This window comes from Pseudoalteromonas sp. NBT06-2 (assembly GCF_002276045.1).
Lineage (GTDB): Bacteria > Pseudomonadota > Gammaproteobacteria > Enterobacterales > Alteromonadaceae > Pseudoalteromonas.
Map to the genome: position 1 here is coordinate 1 of NZ_NQMR01000086.1, position 16002 is coordinate 16002.

General features: G+C 32.0%; 15 protein-coding genes. 4 read left to right on the forward strand and 11 right to left on the reverse strand.

Annotated elements, in window-relative coordinates; translation table 11 throughout:
* Window positions 1–93: 93 nt before the first annotated feature.
* The 5 genes from CJF42_RS16225 to CJF42_RS16245 form a co-directional block, all read right to left on the reverse strand.
* Window positions 94–1074 carry a nuclease-related domain-containing protein gene (locus CJF42_RS16225; RefSeq protein WP_095367695.1) on the reverse strand — a complete coding sequence of 327 codons (981 nt, stop codon included), beginning with the start codon at window positions 1072–1074 and terminating at the stop codon, window positions 94–96.
* Between the two features lie 46 nt (window positions 1075–1120).
* Window positions 1121–1816 carry a phospholipase D family protein gene (locus CJF42_RS16230; RefSeq protein WP_095367696.1) on the reverse strand — a complete coding sequence of 232 codons (696 nt, stop codon included), beginning with the start codon at window positions 1814–1816 and terminating at the stop codon, window positions 1121–1123.
* A gap of 168 nt (window positions 1817–1984) precedes the next feature.
* Window positions 1985–2761, reverse strand: coding sequence for an HNH endonuclease (locus CJF42_RS16235; protein WP_095367697.1), 777 nt, complete (start codon window positions 2759–2761; stop codon window positions 1985–1987).
* A gap of 5 nt (window positions 2762–2766) precedes the next feature.
* Window positions 2767–3408, reverse strand: a complete 642-nt coding sequence (locus CJF42_RS16240) for an OmpA family protein (RefSeq protein WP_095367698.1) — start codon at window positions 3406–3408, stop codon at window positions 2767–2769.
* Window positions 3409–3410: 2 nt separating this feature from the next.
* The gene (locus tag CJF42_RS16245; RefSeq protein ID WP_141235579.1) at window positions 3411–4574 is read right to left on the reverse strand and encodes a hypothetical protein; all 1164 of its coding nucleotides are present in this window, start codon (window positions 4572–4574) and stop codon (window positions 3411–3413) included.
* Window positions 4575–4839: 265 nt separating this feature from the next.
* Between CJF42_RS16245 and CJF42_RS16250 the strand changes: the two genes are divergently transcribed.
* On the forward strand, window positions 4840–5316 hold the full coding sequence (locus CJF42_RS16250) for a PD-(D/E)XK nuclease superfamily protein (RefSeq protein ID WP_095367700.1): 477 nt from the start codon (window positions 4840–4842) through the stop codon (window positions 5314–5316).
* 45 nt (window positions 5317–5361) lie between these two features.
* On the opposite strand, the gene CJF42_RS16255 is transcribed toward CJF42_RS16250, so the two are convergent.
* Window positions 5362–5961: a hypothetical protein gene (locus tag CJF42_RS16255; RefSeq protein WP_095367701.1), complete on the reverse strand. Its 600-nt coding sequence runs from the start codon at window positions 5959–5961 to the stop codon at window positions 5362–5364.
* 114 nt (window positions 5962–6075) lie between these two features.
* Here CJF42_RS16255 and CJF42_RS16260 point away from each other — a divergent pair, with 114 nt between their 5' ends.
* Together CJF42_RS16260 and CJF42_RS16265 are read left to right on the forward strand one after the other, a co-directional pair.
* A complete protein-coding gene (locus CJF42_RS16260; RefSeq protein ID WP_095367702.1) occupies window positions 6076–9279 on the forward strand; it encodes a DUF3427 domain-containing protein in 3204 nt (1067 codons plus the stop codon).
* 18 nt (window positions 9280–9297) lie between these two features.
* Window positions 9298–10005, forward strand: coding sequence for a hypothetical protein (locus tag CJF42_RS16265; RefSeq protein ID WP_095367703.1), 708 nt, complete (start codon window positions 9298–9300; stop codon window positions 10003–10005).
* A 60-nt stretch (window positions 10006–10065) separates the two neighbouring features.
* Here CJF42_RS16265 and CJF42_RS16270 read toward each other — a convergent pair whose 3' ends face one another.
* Complete coding sequence (locus CJF42_RS16270) at window positions 10066–10521, reverse strand: C40 family peptidase (RefSeq protein ID WP_095367704.1); 456 nt, start codon at window positions 10519–10521, stop codon at window positions 10066–10068.
* Between the two features lie 142 nt (window positions 10522–10663).
* Between CJF42_RS16270 and CJF42_RS16275 the strand changes: the two genes are divergently transcribed.
* Window positions 10664–11050 (forward strand): helix-turn-helix domain-containing protein, encoded by a 387-nt coding sequence (locus tag CJF42_RS16275; protein ID WP_095367705.1) that lies wholly within the window; start codon window positions 10664–10666, stop codon window positions 11048–11050.
* 122 nt (window positions 11051–11172) lie between these two features.
* Here CJF42_RS16275 and CJF42_RS16280 read toward each other — a convergent pair whose 3' ends face one another.
* The 4 genes from CJF42_RS16280 to CJF42_RS16295 all read right to left on the reverse strand — a co-directional run bounded on the left by CJF42_RS16280 (window position 11173) and on the right by CJF42_RS16295 (window position 15989).
* The gene (locus tag CJF42_RS16280; RefSeq protein WP_095367706.1) at window positions 11173–12939 is read right to left on the reverse strand and encodes a hypothetical protein; all 1767 of its coding nucleotides are present in this window, start codon (window positions 12937–12939) and stop codon (window positions 11173–11175) included.
* Window positions 12936–14051, reverse strand: coding sequence for a hypothetical protein (locus CJF42_RS16285; RefSeq protein WP_095367707.1), 1116 nt, complete (start codon window positions 14049–14051; stop codon window positions 12936–12938). The genes CJF42_RS16280 and CJF42_RS16285 overlap by 4 nt, the downstream gene beginning before the upstream one ends.
* A 208-nt stretch (window positions 14052–14259) precedes the next feature.
* Window positions 14260–15327, reverse strand: coding sequence for a DUF8808 domain-containing protein (locus tag CJF42_RS16290; RefSeq protein ID WP_095367708.1), 1068 nt, complete (start codon window positions 15325–15327; stop codon window positions 14260–14262).
* Window positions 15327–15989, reverse strand: coding sequence for a class I SAM-dependent methyltransferase (locus tag CJF42_RS16295; protein WP_095367709.1), 663 nt, complete (start codon window positions 15987–15989; stop codon window positions 15327–15329). Before CJF42_RS16295 ends, CJF42_RS16290 begins: the two co-directional genes overlap by 1 nt.
* Between the last annotated feature and the right edge of the window lie 13 nt (window positions 15990–16002).

Consider the following 16002-nt stretch of genomic DNA (forward strand, 5'->3'; position numbering starts at 1 on the left):
TTCAGACTAAAAGTTTGAGTTTAGCTTATATATCAATAAGAAAGTTTGACTGTCTAGTTTTCCATACGTTCAAAATCGAAATTTTTTTCATTTTCACAGATATACTTTAGGCTCTACCCTTCTCTTTTTAACTAAATTTAAATGTTGCTTTCTATCATCTCTACTAGTGTTAGCAATATTGTATTTTAGCAATTCATCAAACTCTATTACTTCTTCAATACCAAATTGATGCGTTTGAAAAGATTCTATATATCTTATTAAGTCACGTAATTTTATAACATTAATAGGCAGTTTAGTTTTAAACTCAGATCGTTCGGTAAAAACAACAACTGATTCTATGTTTTTAGCTAAGCCAAATAAGGTTCCTACGGCCAAGCAGTGCTTATAGTTTTGATGTAATGGGTTTTGAAATTTCGATTTTTTCTTATATATTTGTTGTGTCCAAAAAGGTTGTTTTTCTGAACCAAAAATCCAACCAGCATAATTTTTAGTTTCAATAACGAAAATTCCAAACCTGCTAACAACTAGATGATCAACTTCAGTTAAATCTCCGTCATCTAAAGATAAAATCAGGTTTTTATAACATTTATAATCACAATTACTTAATAAGTTAAGTTTACGATTTACGATTCGCTCAGCTACCATACCTTTAATTTTTGAACTATTAACTCTAAGTAAAATACTGAATGAAATGCATAACAAAAATACTACAAAGAGACTTATCAAAATTTTAAAAGGGAATAAACTAAACATATCAACTTTATCAGCTACTTTTTGGTTAAGCTTTAAGGTTTGAATAGAATTAGATTGTTTAACTTGAGGGATTAACCCTTTAATTTTTGGAGCTGAAAATTTTTGTGTTTCACTAACAATATAATTACTGGATTTAGCTTTTTTAGGGTTAATACAAGCAGTATCAACCATACGTTTAGATTCTCGGTAATTTTTATGTGTTTTATTGTTGCTATATTGAGCAATTTGCTGCTTTAACAATAAACAAGTACCTTCACTTTGTTGCTCAACAGCAAATACATTCAGGCTTGTTATAAATATAAATGTTAAAATCCATTTCATCTGTATTTATTTCTCACATATAATTTCTAAAAAAGATTCAAATTTACTAAAGACTTAAATCTTCAGGCCAAATAAAATAAGCGCCAAATCGTTTACTATGTTTGGCTTCACCACCAATTTTTTCACCTTTGGTTGTTAAAGCATGTTTATCATCAACGAGTGATAAAATGCCATTTTGTGTTAACTTATCAATCAATTCAGCTGTTTTTAAACCGAGTTTTTTTGCTACTTTAGAAGATGTTAATTTTTCAGATTCGCTTTTACGTTCAGTTTTTGTTTCAACTACTGTTGTTTCAACTTTTTCCATTGAAATTCGAACTTCATCACTAATACGTATGATACGTTGTGCTTCATCGTAAGCATCACGATACATTTGTGCATCATCATCACGAGATATAAATACACCCATTTCATTATTATTAACTTGGCTGAATTCATATAGATTTAAACTGCTAATAATACAGCTAGATTCATTCATGTAACATTTAGCGTGCAGATTTTTACAAAAGCTGGTACGTACAAAGCTTAGCTCTTTTAACCAATTGATCTCTTCTGGTTGAAGCTCACTTTTACCATAAACAATACGAACATCTATTTTTAGCCGGTCTTTATCTTCTAACAGCTCTTTTATACGATCGTTTAATTTTAAGAATGGGCTAATAAGAATAAGACGATCTGAAGCATTTTTAATTAATTCTTCTAAATAATAATTTGTTGCGCTAGTGTTTAAAAATTTAGCCATTTTCATTCCTTGATGCTATTTATAGCAATATTATATTTTGTGATTATAAAAGTCATAGACTTTTGATTTAATTTTAAAATAAAGTTGAAAGTTAATTTTTAAAACAAATTAAATAAGTGATTTACCTTCCCACCTAGTAACTATTTAAATTAACTAATTTTAGTAAGGTTATTTATTTTTAAATTGTGTTATAAATTGCTCATAACTTTTGTCACCCTTCATATGTGCATGGTTAGGTTGTTCAGCATGGCAGCTAATACACAATACCCTACAATTTGCCGGAGTATTCCAGTAATGACTATGATTAATATGATGAACATGCAAAAAATGTTTGTATTTCAAAAGATTTATACCACAATCTTCACAATTCCAATTATTTTTAGCGCGTAGATCTCTGCTGAATTGATACCAATCTCTCTCACCCACAAACCGATTCAATGCACCATATTCATTAAATGCAATATTACTTAACAATCTTCCTTCAAAAATAAAATCAGCATAATTAAAGTTATTTGCCAATTCAGTACATTTTTCAGAGTCTTGCCCTAGTGGAGGTAAAAAATCAGGAAACAATTCTCTGATACAAAATTGGCATGCGCCCATAGGAAGTAAAATCTCATCCTTACCAATAACTTTTTGACTTGATTTTATATTTACTTTAAAAAATCCATCAGCTCGACTCGTTACATGATACTTACCAGGTGCATCCTTTATTTTTTGACAATATGTTAAATGTACTTTATGTGTTTTTGTTATCGCATTGTCGTGCGTTATTTCATCATAAGTTGATTTTTTTAGCACCTTTTGGTATGCAAAAACTGGTGTGCCACTTATTGCTAATCCATTGATATTTTTATATTTAAATAATATTTCATGCTCAAATTCGTTTTCAACATTACTCAGTTGAACCAACCACGACGAACGAAATCCAGTAAATGCTACCAAAGTAATTAATCCGTCTCATGTTTATATTTAAATAAAATCTCTACACGTCGCTGTAAATGTTCTTTTCCCTTTGTTATTTCATTATCCTTCTGTGAGAAAGAAAAACCTTGAGCTACAAACTTAGTAGCTACAGCTGTTTCTTTTTTATCTAACGATTGTAAACAATGATCCATAGCGTTCATTGCTCGCTCATATGAAACCCGCATATTGCCAACAAATGCGTTGCCTTTTCCACTCCAACCATCGTCTGTATGACCACGAATGACAATTTTATCAATTTGGTTTTTTTTATGCCTAACCATCTCAATTAATTTTGGACAAATACTGTTTAATGTTTTTTTAGCTTGTTCTGACAACATGGATTCTCCGCTGTCAAACTTAAACCAAGCTGTTAATGTATTACGTTGTTGATCCCATTGCAGACTATTATCTTGCTTAGCTAAACCATTTATATGTGAATACAGCACTTGTTCGACTTTAGAATACTTTTGAGGAGAAATAACTTGTGAGTTGCCTATATGCTGACTAATAAAATCACGCTTTTCAATTGCTAATAAAGTACCCAGTAAAAAAAGTGCCATTAGTGCGGTCATTAAATCAGAAATTGCTAGCCCAGATTCTTCAGCATCTTGTGTATTAAACAACATTATTAGCTCACTTCATCTAATGTAGGCTCAGAGCTATGCTTTTTAGCTAACAATAACTCTTTTTGTTTATCTTCCAAAATACTTGCCAACCCAGTTGTATAAACCATTGCAACTTCTTGTAGACCTTGCTCAACCGATAAATCTAGTTTTTCAAAAAACGTATGCGCTTGTTTAATTTGTGATTGATTCAATTCATCAAACGCTTTACTGACATTTTGAAATTGTACTTTAAAGTCAACAACAGCTGCCGCAACATTGCTTTTATGGTCTTTCTCTACAGTTTGTTGAATAACTTGCAAATCACTTACTAAATTTGACAGCGACTTCATTGAAGGTTGAACCTGTTTAATATCTTTACTCAAAGACTGATAAAGTTGCTGAGCGCTTTTAAAGTCATTTACAATTGAATTTGAAGCACTAGATAAGCTTTCACGCAAATATTCACTTTGTTGCTTAAGGTCCACTATCGATTCATTTGAATTTTCTAATATTGTCTTAAAATGAGAAGAACACTTATGTAATAGATTAGAAAAGTCTTTCATAGCTTGAATATTACTACTATTTATATCTTGCGTTGTAGTCACCATTGACGACAATAATGTTTGATTTTTACTTACAGAGTCATTTGTATCTATCAATAACGTATTAGACTGTTTTATTAACGTACTAATACTATTAGCAAACTGGTTAAGCACATGATCCGTTTTTTCATTAAATTGCTGGCTAATATTTTTAGAGTCTTTTAGCAATTGTTCTGACAACAACCTTGCAACCGTTTTACTATTATCATTTACCGCATAAACCACGTTGTTAGTATTTTCACGAACAGCCGCAACTATATTATTGGTCTGTTTGGCATATTCATCATAAGGATCAGGTAGTCGTTTAGCCAAGCGCATCTTACATAATATAGAGCCTGCTAGGCCAAATACACTAGACCAAAAAGCACTTTTCAAACCCATTAACAATGCATCAAAAGCGTGTTGACTAGTTGCAGTTTCATCTAATGAATTTAGTGAAATGGCAATACCTAAAAAAGTAAAAAATATACCTACAGTAACGCATAAAGACGGTGTGATAATAGATAAACGAGATGTAGGATCACCTGAAACATATACGTAATAGACAATAATAAACAACGAGATAGGAATTAATAAAAATGTCACTCCTGATATAACCTTTATAATATTCACTTACGCATATTGTACACAAAACAGATACGAGCAAACAAGCGAATTAACTCACTTAAAGCTTATTAAGCTAAAAAGACAAAAAATTAAATTCTAATTTACTACGCTCGATAAATTTGTACAAAACAGTCGACAACTAAATGATATATATCAAACAATATGATCTTTTTACACATTCCATCTGTACCTATTTAAGATTAACCTGTACTATTTTTGTTCATTTATTATGATGGAAAATAAAATGGACAAACAACTCGCATTATTTAATGAAATCCCCAGTCAAAAGCAAAACAAAGAAACGCCTAAAGAATCAAATAGTAGATTTTGTAAAGACTTAGAAGAGCTATTAATAACATTAGGTTTTATAGAAACTGATAATAATAATCCTGATAAAAATCAATTTAAGAAACGTGCGCAATATAAAGATATGTATGATTCAAAAAGACATAGTGCATTCCTACTAAACCATAACATACATGGTTTATTAAGAATTGAAGCTCACAGACAAGTACAGTCAGGATCTGTCGATCAAAAATTTCCATTTTTTTTAGAATCCTTAAAGAATGCCCCTGAAAAAAAAGCTATTTTAGTTTTTGAAGGTAATGGTTATAAAAAAGAGGCTTTTAAATGGCTACTTGATAATGCTGAAAAAACCAAAAATAAAAAAATCAATGTATTTGGTACTATTGATACGTTTATCGATTATATAAAGTGCTAATTTAAATGAAGTTAGATTCAAAGTCTCATAATCTAGCTTCATTGTTTAATTAAAACTGTAAATATTATCATTAACTAAACGTACTGCATCATCTACTTTTGTCATTTCTCTTAAGAAAAACAAGGCCAAAATGATACAAAATATTGAACCGATAATAGCGAAAATAGTAGTTAAAACGCCAAAAAGTGAATACATTAAAGATGAACTAAAAAGTCCTAAACCACCTAAAGTTCCTAATAAACAATATATAAAAAATACTTTACCTCGTTCAATCATACGATTCTTTTTAGTAGAGTATTTATCTTTTAATCTTAATAAGTTCAATTCCTTATCAACTTCTATAAATTTTTTACAACTCCCAAATTTCTTTAGTAGCCTAAATGCTCCCGGTATATGGATGAACCATTCAATTTCAAATGGTTTTAATTCACATTTAGCATAATCTTGAATTGCGACTAGCAATGTTGGTAAATTATTCTTGGCATTAGTTCCACATAACTCTTTTAACTTTTCATAAAACTCTAAGTTAATTGAATTTAGTTGAATACTTGAAACCTTCCACCTCGACAACATAAATGGAAATCCAATTCCAAAAAGAATAATACTAATAAGCGCAGATACTAATTTAAAGTCTATAAACTCCACAAAAAATCCTTTTATTTAAAAATCGAAGATAAACTTATTTATATCATATAAACAGCGCTTACCATCTGATATATTTACAAAAAATAAATTTTACAAAACAAAAAGCAGTAACTTATGGATCAAGTCGGCATTTACGAACAACTCATAACTCAAATTGTTGAAACAAACCTAAATCGAGAGTTGTTTTATGTGGGTGAAAGGCAATTAGAACCTTCTGAAGCGTCTACTTGGTTATCACGCTTTTTAACCCGAGTAGTGGAGTTTGCCATTGATGCCGTACCTAATTCCGATGAGCGATTACAAAAACAAATCACATTAGCCAATGATCTAGTTTTTTGGTTAAAAGATCATATTAAAGATGATAACTTTATTAACGAAAACCTACTCGATAACCAAGGTAAAATACTCACAGCCCTATTTGATAAAAACAATCCAATTGCTGCTGATTTACCTAAATATACCGAAGCGATATTTCCCCTCACTGGTCTTACTCAAAGTGAGCTGTTTTGTGGCAGTAATGCGGGAATATCACTCGAAACAGAACTAAAACGCGAAATAAAATCTGCTGATAAAATTTATTGGTTAGTCTCATTTATAAAATGGGCTGGCATTCGTATATTCAAAAAAGAACTAGAAGAATTCACCCGCAGCGGTAAACAGCTAAAAATCATTACTACCTCTTATATGGGTGCAACCGATGCCAAGGCCGTTGAGTTTTTAGCATCACTACCAAATACCCAAGTAAAACTCAGTTACAATACCCAGCGCGAACGCCTACATGCAAAATCATATTTATTTATGCGCAATACCCAATATCATACTGGTTATATAGGGTCATCAAACTTATCACATTCAGCATTAACCAATGGACTTGAGTGGAATTTAAAAATTACCTCTCAAGAAATCCCGCACATAATAAATAAATCGCTCAGTACATTTGAAACCTACTGGCAATCGAACGACTTTGAACTATTTAATGGCAATGCAGAAAGTAAAACAAAATTACATAACGCACTAAGCGAAGCAAAAGGCAGCTTTAGTGACAATAACAATTATTATTTTGAAGTTAAACCTTTCCCCCATCAGCAAGAAATACTAGAACAACTTCAAACCGAACGTCATTTACATAAGCGATATAAAAACTTAGTAGTAGCAGCCACTGGCACAGGTAAAACTATAATTTCAGCTTTTGACTTTGCGCGTTTTTATCAACAAAACCCACATGCAAACTTTTTATTTATAGCTCACAGACAAGAGATTTTAAAACAAGCACAAAGTGCCTATCGTGGAGTGCTTAAAAACAGCAGTTTTGGTGAGCTTTGGGTCGGTAATCACAAACCCACACAGTACAAACATTTATTCGCTTCTATTCAAAGCATCAACAATCAACTCAATACCTTACCATTGGGTAACGATTACTTTGATTACATAGTGATCGACGAAGTACACCATATTGCGGCCAATAGTTATCGCGGTTTATTAAAACGTTTTAAAGCAAAAATACTGTTAGGTTTAACCGCCACACCCGAAAGGCATGACGGCACAGATATTCTCGATGATTTTTGTGGTGTGATAGCCGCAGAGTTACGACTGCCTGAAGCGATAAATCGCAGGTATCTGTCGCCATTTCAATATTTTGGCATTGATGACGAAACAGATCTTAGCAAAATCACTTGGAAACAAGGCCGTTACGATGTAAGCGAACTTACCCATGTTTATACCCATAGCGATCAAAGGGTAAAACGCATATTAAACAGCCTTAACGAAATCATCACCAACGTAAACCAAATGCGCGCATTGGCTTTTTGTGTCAGTAAAGAACATGCCAATTACATGATGAAAAAATGCTTATTAAAAGGCATTAAGTGTGATGTATTAACCAGTGATAACAGTAAAGATCGCGATATAAAACAACAACAGCTACGCAGCAAACAAATCAATATATTATTTGTCGTTGATATTTTTAACGAAGGTGTAGATATACCAGAAGTAGATACCCTACTATTTTTACGCCCAACCGAAAGTTTAACCATATTCTTACAGCAACTTGGACGAGGTTTGCGTTTAATTGAAGGCAAAGAGTGCTGTACCATTTTAGATTTTGTGGGTAATTCTCGACCAGAATACGACTTTAGCCAAAAATTTAGAGCCTTAGTAGGTAAAACCAATAAATCGATAAAAGAAGAAATAAATAACGACTTTCCCAATTTACCACTTGGTTGCCGAATAGAACTTGAAGAACACACCCAAGAAATGATTTTGAGCAATATTCGCAAGGCCATGCTCAATAAAAATAAACTATTAAGCTTAATCAACAACTTTAGCCTGCAAAGTCATTTACCTTTAACCTTAACCAACTTTTTACACATTAATCCAAATATCAGTTTAGAAGATTTATATAAAATAAAATTAAACAAAATGGGCGGTTGGGCAGTACTCAGCCAAGCAGCTAAAAATGGCCAAAATGAAACAATAAACCTAGCCGAACAGGAAAGATTTACTACTTTAAATAAGTCCTATTACCGCGCTATTAATCACCATTTATTAAGCTGTAGTTCAGTGAGCTATTTACAGTTTTTACAGCAATTGTGTGCCAACAATTTCGATTTAAAAAATCTTAAAAGCAATACAAAGACCACAAACAAAATAGACAGTAACCATATAAATAACTTTGCCCTAATGTGCCACTATAATTTTTGGGAGCAAGCAGGCCCTAAACTGGGTTTCACCTCAATTGAACGAAGCTTAAAAGCGCTTAGTCATAAGGCATTACAACAAGAGCTAAGCGAAGTACTCACTTTATTAATTGATAAAATCCACCAGCAAGAGCTGCCAACAAAGCACGCTATAAAAACCCATGCCCGTTATACTCGCGAACAAATATTAGCTGCTTTTGGTGTAAGTTCATTTGATAAAAAATCACCTGCACGCGAAGGTGTATTAGAACTAAAAGCACACAAAACAGAGCTATTATTTGTTACCTTGAATAAATGCGAAAAGCAGTTTTCCCCAACTACCATGTATCACGACTACGCTATTAGCGAATCGTTATTTCATTGGCAATCACAAAATAGTGCAAGGCCAGAACACGGCAAAGGATTAAGCTACATAGAGCACATTAAAAACAAAAAGCAGATTATATTATTTGTACGTGAGCAGGCTAAAGACGAGAACGGCCGTACTATGGGCTTTATGAACTTTGGCCCAGTGAATTATGTAAAACACCAAGGCCAACAGCCGATGAATATAACTTGGAAATTAGAACATCCCATGCCAGCAAGTTTGTGGCATGAAACAGCTAAATTGGCGGTTGGTTAAGAATACATAAGGTAAAAAATGTTAGATATATTTAAAATATTAACTGAAGAAGTTGATAAGCAGAATTCAGATTCGCTTTTTTTAACCTTATTCAAATCACTAATACCCACTTTTATCAAAACTCTATTCATTAGTGTAATTATTGGGATCGCATTGTTAGTTTTCGATGGTGTTGAATCATTAATATTAGAAAAAGTATTCAATGCTTTTATTTTAATATTTGTGACATGTTTTTTTATACTTTATATTTATGAACAACTCTTGGATGTTTGGAGAACAGTAAAAAATCCAACTAAAGACATACTAGAACCTATTGTACAAGCTCTAGAACCACAAGTTGAGTTAACTAATAAACTCACATCATTTAAAAGCATACAACTACAACAAGCGATAGATAGATTAAATTATGATTCACAGAGAATTAAATCACGCTTAGGTTTAATGGTAGGCGCTATTGAAAGGTTGGGTATAGTCCCATTCTTAATCGCACTATTTTTTACAGCTCATAAATTTTTTACCACTGAACAAATGAGTAGCAATTACACTATAGGTCTCTCATTGATTTCGGGTATATATATCGGTGTGTTAATGTGTACTAGTGCTCTACAGCGCTTTGAATATTTTAAGCTAGTTTTGAGTGATGCGAAGAATATTGTAGTAAAAAAGGAAGAATTGTATCAGAGTAAAAAATTAGAATTTTCACAATTAAAAAGCGAACTACAATAATAACGATACTGCACTCTAGTTTGGGTTTTAAAATTAAAACCCAAAACCTACAAGAAAAAACTAACTCACTGTGTAGTTATATTCTCGAAATAAATTTGTTGCCAATAACCCTGCCACTGAACACAATCCAATTGTTATAAGAGGGTTTTTACTGTTTTTTGCTATTACCACTCCTACACTAGCTCCAACTATAGCTCCATTTAGTTGAGAGCTAGTTGGCTTTCCACTTTTGACTAACGAAACTAAATGCTCACAGTTAAAATCAAACAAGTCATATTCCTTTGCTTGTTCAACTAAAGAAACCCCTTTCTGTTTAAATTGATTTTGTTGCTCAATATCTAAATCAGAACTAATTACTTTGACTACTTTACCCTGTGCATATTCATTAAAAGTACATATTTCTGCACCATTCGTTGGAGAATTATGTAGTACTTTTCCATTATCTAGCATTACACCAGCATGCTGAACTATTAACTTACTGCGATACAAAATATCGCCTACCTTTATTTGATTCATAAATTTTCCTTTATGAGTTATAATTAAAAAGAGTAAAAAACTCTACAAAACACATTTAAATACGTTTAACGCAAATAAAGTGGTTAGACGTAATATACGGACTTTGTACTTAAAATCAACTACTTTAGTAAAGGTTACTGTTATGGAACAGAAATTAGCTTCATTTTCTTCAGTTTTAGGTATTGTTATTGCTAATAAACGCAAAGAACTCGCGATTGATCAAGGTGACTTCGCTGCACTTTTAAGCTTATCTCAAGCAAGCTACAGTAGACTTGAGTCTGGTAAATCAACATTTTCAGTTGATCAAATGTTTGGCTGCGCAAAGGCTATTGGTGTAAGTATTACAGATTTAGTCTCGGCTGTAGAAAATACAATTAATCAACTAGAAGAGAAGCAAGATATTAGTGTGAAGATTCCACCTAGGGGTAACGCGAATAAAGCAAAAGATCCAAATACTGGCCTAAGTACTTTTGTTGCGGGTGCAGCATTAGGTGCATTAATTATAGGGCTTGCTGCAAAATCAAAATGAGCTTCTTTTAATAACTATGTGAAACTAACTCGTAAGCTTATTTGTAAATCCATTTATTCAACTATTGGCAATTTAAATAAATGGCCAGGATAAATTTAATACCTGTCCATTTATTCTCTTGCTTAAACTGAGTAGACTATATCATCAATAGTTCTAATCTCATTTTTATATTTATTTTTGCTATCGCTTAAGAAACGGCGCTTTAATAATCCCCCTCCAATAAAAATCACTTTTGCTTTATCATCAAAGTAACTACTGTTAACTTGTTTCATTTTTAAACCATTAACAGCTTTATTTTTATCCTTTTCATCTCCAGTATCTTCTTCTACTTTAGACTCTGACATAGTTATAAACATTTGAGTATCTAATGGGCGGTGTTTATTTACAAAGGTTAAAATCTGATCCAAGCACTCTTGATCGATATCTTCTTTTAAAATAGCATCTAATAAAAATGGAAGTCTATGTATACCCTTTGTTTCTGAAATGAGCTTATTAAATGCAAAATGGTAAGCCATTATAGTTTTATGTAACTCAACTCCTTGAACAGGAAAAGATGATATTTTATACAAGTCTTTATAACTAGATTTCGAGAACTCCTTAACGTCAAGCTCATCAAGGTATAATTTAAACAGCTTATAAAACGCTTTATCTTTTTTATTCCTTTCACTCATAGTTTGCTTTTCTGTTTTAAAGCCTTTCAACAATATCTCATTTCTTGCTAGTTTCTCTTTACAAATATAAGAATCATTATTATTTTGTTCATATAACTTCAAATCTGTCTTATGATCCAACCATTCAATAAAGTCTACGCCATTAAAAGTAAAGGATTCTAATATAGAATAATTACTCTTAATTTCATCGGTATATTTAACTACCTTATTTAAATTAGTGTTGATCGATTTTTGAGTTTCTATTAATTTTTTCTTCTGTTCAGCTTTTGTGGCTTGTGTATCATTCAGATTTTGATGATATTCATAAATATTACTTACATTATCGGTTATTACTTGATCACATACTGGACACTGAGCATTGCCCGGTTCTTGCTTTTTTAAGTTTCGTTCTGTTTGATTTAATATATTTAAACGGGCATTCATAAGACTTTGCTTATTAGATAGCTTAACTATACTATTTCTTGCATCTGTTAGTTTTTTAAACGCTTCATTATAACTATTTATATACTCATTAGCTTCTTTTCCAAATTTTTCATCTAATAACTTAGCTACTTTAAATTTGTCATTTTTAAGCCGCTTTTCTATTGACTTTATTTCACTTGTTAAACTGGTTTTATTCAATTTTAATTCTATAAGCTTTTCTCTGTCAAAATCATTGGTTATTCCTAAACAATAATCAAGATAATCAAGTTTAAAATTTTTATAAAAATTTAAATTTGAGAATGAGTTTCTTAAATACACCCAACCCACTGATTGAGAGACATAATATGGAAGAAACAACACCTCTAAAGATGCGGGAGATAAACTGCTTTGAGTTTCCAATTCTAATGTAAAGCCAAGTAGAGCACTCAAATATTTCTTTAATTTAACATGCTCAATAGTATTATTAGCGCCTAGCCCTTCAAATCTTTCAATTTTTCCATTTGGTATTTTTATATATATAGAATCTGCCTCTCGAATAATCGAATACTTGCTCACAACACTATCTTCAATCAAATCAAAATTTAGGGAAAATACAGTGTATTCATCAATAATATCTTGTAAGTTTTCTTTTTCATCATTAATACCAAAGGTATATAGCAAGCTTTGAATTAAAGTACTCTTTCCTGATGTATTTCGACCACTAATAATATTCACACCAGAGCTAAAAACCTCTTTAAATGCATCACCATTAATTCTATTAAATACAAAAAAATCGTTATATCTTATTGTTTTCATTGTTTAATATCTCTTGTTTGTACATAAGCACATACAATTGCAAAAACTATATTTACATGTGAAAGTGAATTTGATTTTATCGGAGAACCATAATATGCATCAATAAATGAGCTAATGCAGTCTTCGTCCGTGTAAGTATAATTATCAAAAGTACCATTTTTCACAAAATCAAATATTTTTTTATATTCAACTTGAGTTTTATCCTTAAATAATTCAAAGGCAATTCCAATATGTTCTTCAGCTTTATTGGATACACTCTTACTTATTTGTAATTTTGGACAAAATTCCCGGGCACTATCACGCCAAAATTTAAAAGCTCGTTGCTCTAAATCTATTGTTTTAACTGCTTTTTTAATTTCTTTACCTTCTAATATCTTACTTTTATCTAAAAGAGATATTTTATTTTTTTGGTTGTACACTAATTCTATAGATTTAAATAAGCTCAATAAAACTTGAACGGCTGCTTTTGAGTCTGGTATATCTTTAAAGTTATCTCGCATTCTACTATCCAAGACAGCTAACTGATTTTTAGCTGTTTTTGGTAAATCAATCCACTCGTAAGCTAATACATCAAATTCTGCGTCGCCATACAACTTATTATCATTACTAACACAATTCTTTATTTTAGTTTTCAGAAGATCATCTAACTCTAAAAAACTAACATATGTATTATTTTCTTTAACTGTGGTTGTTATATATTTTGCTTTTTCTGAAGGTATATCTTTGTTTATATTGTCAGATTTCAACTCTATCGTACAATTTGATATAAATATTGATTCAATTTTGAAATCTGAAGATTTAAGTATTGTATCCTTCAGAATAGCCTGACCAACATCAAGCATCTTACCTAGTGGATTTGATAAAGCACTTATTGTCCATTTAGGATCAGTCAACTTCTTAGCTTGATAACTTTTTATATGCTCAACTTCATTACTACCTAAATTTTTAAAACAAAAAAGGAAATCATCAAAATGTTCAATTGATAGAAAATAATCTTTTTTCTCAAATTCAGAGTAATTGTCTAATAACACTAATAGCGAGCAATTTCTCTGAAATTCAAAACCTAATAACGCCTCAACACCTGAATTTGCATCAACTTCAGACTCTGCCATCAATTACCCCCTCACACTTTATTATTGAAAGTTTATAAACCACTTTTTATTCTGTTGCGTATTTTGACCTGTTTGTGAAGTCACAGTCTTACTAATTTGCATTACTGTATTAATCATCCAAAAATTTCCCGCCCTTCCTATCTGCAAACTAACTAAGTAACGAAAGGGTTTTGCCTTTTACTCTTTTTTCCTTTAAAAATATCGAATCTCACCGAATACAATCCATAAACTCCTTCCCCCCAAGCCACAACCTTGCCCCGTTATTCGCTGCTATTTGATATGCCCAACTTGTTACTGATTCTGAACGCTGAGCATCGCAATTAAAATATTGGCTGAGTTCGTCATTTAGGGTATTGCTGTGCTGAACTATATTTTGCTCAAACCAACGATCTTTATGTTCTATGGCTGCTAGATGATCGCGCTTAGCGTTATTACAAGTGCTGTGAGCAGCTACAAAGTTATGGCCTAAATCATTAGCGTATTTAGTAAAGGGAATAAAGTGATCAATTTCAACTTTACTTGCTTTGTTGTCACTACTTTTGCGATTACTATTGAGTGGCTTTTGACAATAAAAACAAGCGTCTTTTTGGATCTCTAGTAATATGGGCTTGGCTTTGGTGATCGTCTGTCGTTTTACACCAAATAAAAAATCATGTAATTGGGTTTGGTTGCCTAGTATATTTTGATTCGCTGTAATGCTTTGAATTTTGTTTACCCAAGCACTTCGGGCTAAATGCACCACTAAATCGTAAAAACGTCTAAAACAAAATGCAATGCTCGGTTTTAAAGTAATGTGCTGTACTGTTTTATCATGTGGGTATAAAAAGCAGTTATCTTGCTTGGCTAGTTTTTGCAAACGCCACAAAGGGCCTTCTTTTAAGGTTTTTAAGGTATCGCGTTTTATACCGCTCCAATATTCGCTTTTAACCAGCTGATTGGTATTTTTAATATTATTGTTTTGGCATTCAAATAGGCTAGAGATAATTTTGGCTTGTTTGCCAGTGTTTTGCTTAATTAGTAAGTCAGATTCATCAACTTGTGCATCAGCACTAAAAGGCACTGCATGTTGCCAATATAGAATAACGAACTTTTCTACAATTTCAGTGAATGGAATAACCAATTCGTAATTTGGATCATCTCTTAACGGTTGTTCTATGCAAATATCAGCAATGGCATGTAAAAGTGCGTATTTATAGGTGGCGACAAAATCGCCTTCAACCAGTAATCGTTGAATGAAGGTTATAAAGTCGAGTTGTTTTTGTTGCGATACAGGCATTAGTGATTTGCTTTATTATAATTTTGCAAATCGGCCTGCTCCTGCGTGCTGTTTGATTTTTCATATTTTTTAACAACAATAGCATTTAACCATTGTTCACCTTCGCGTTCTGCGCGTCTATCGCCTGTGATCCATGTTTTATTCAGTTGTAAGTTTTGTTGCTTGGCTAATAAAGTATTTAAGCTTTGCTCGTTTAAATCGGTAAACAGCCTACCGTTATGTTCGCGTGGTATTGTTTGTGGCTCGCCATATTTAAACGAAACATATAAAACACCTTTTTGTTTTAATGCGGTGCTTAGTTTGGTAAATACAGCGGGGAGTTCATTTAACGGTACGTGTAATAAACTGGCGCAACACCAAATACCATCAAAGGTGTTTATATCTTTTATTTGCTTAAAGTTTTTGTGTAAAACAGGTTGGCCTAAGTATTGTGTGGCAATTTTAACTAACTCTTCACTTGCATCAATTGCGGTTACTTTAAAGCCTTGGTCTTTAAATGCTTTGGCATCGCGGGCACTGCCACAACCGCCATCTAATATATGACCACCTACGGGAATTAAGGGTAAAAATTTATCATATATAGGCTGCATATCAACAGTAAATGTTGAATCACTAAAAGCTTGGGCATTTAGATTGTAATAAGTATTGTTGAGATCAGCCAAGTGTTATCCGTTT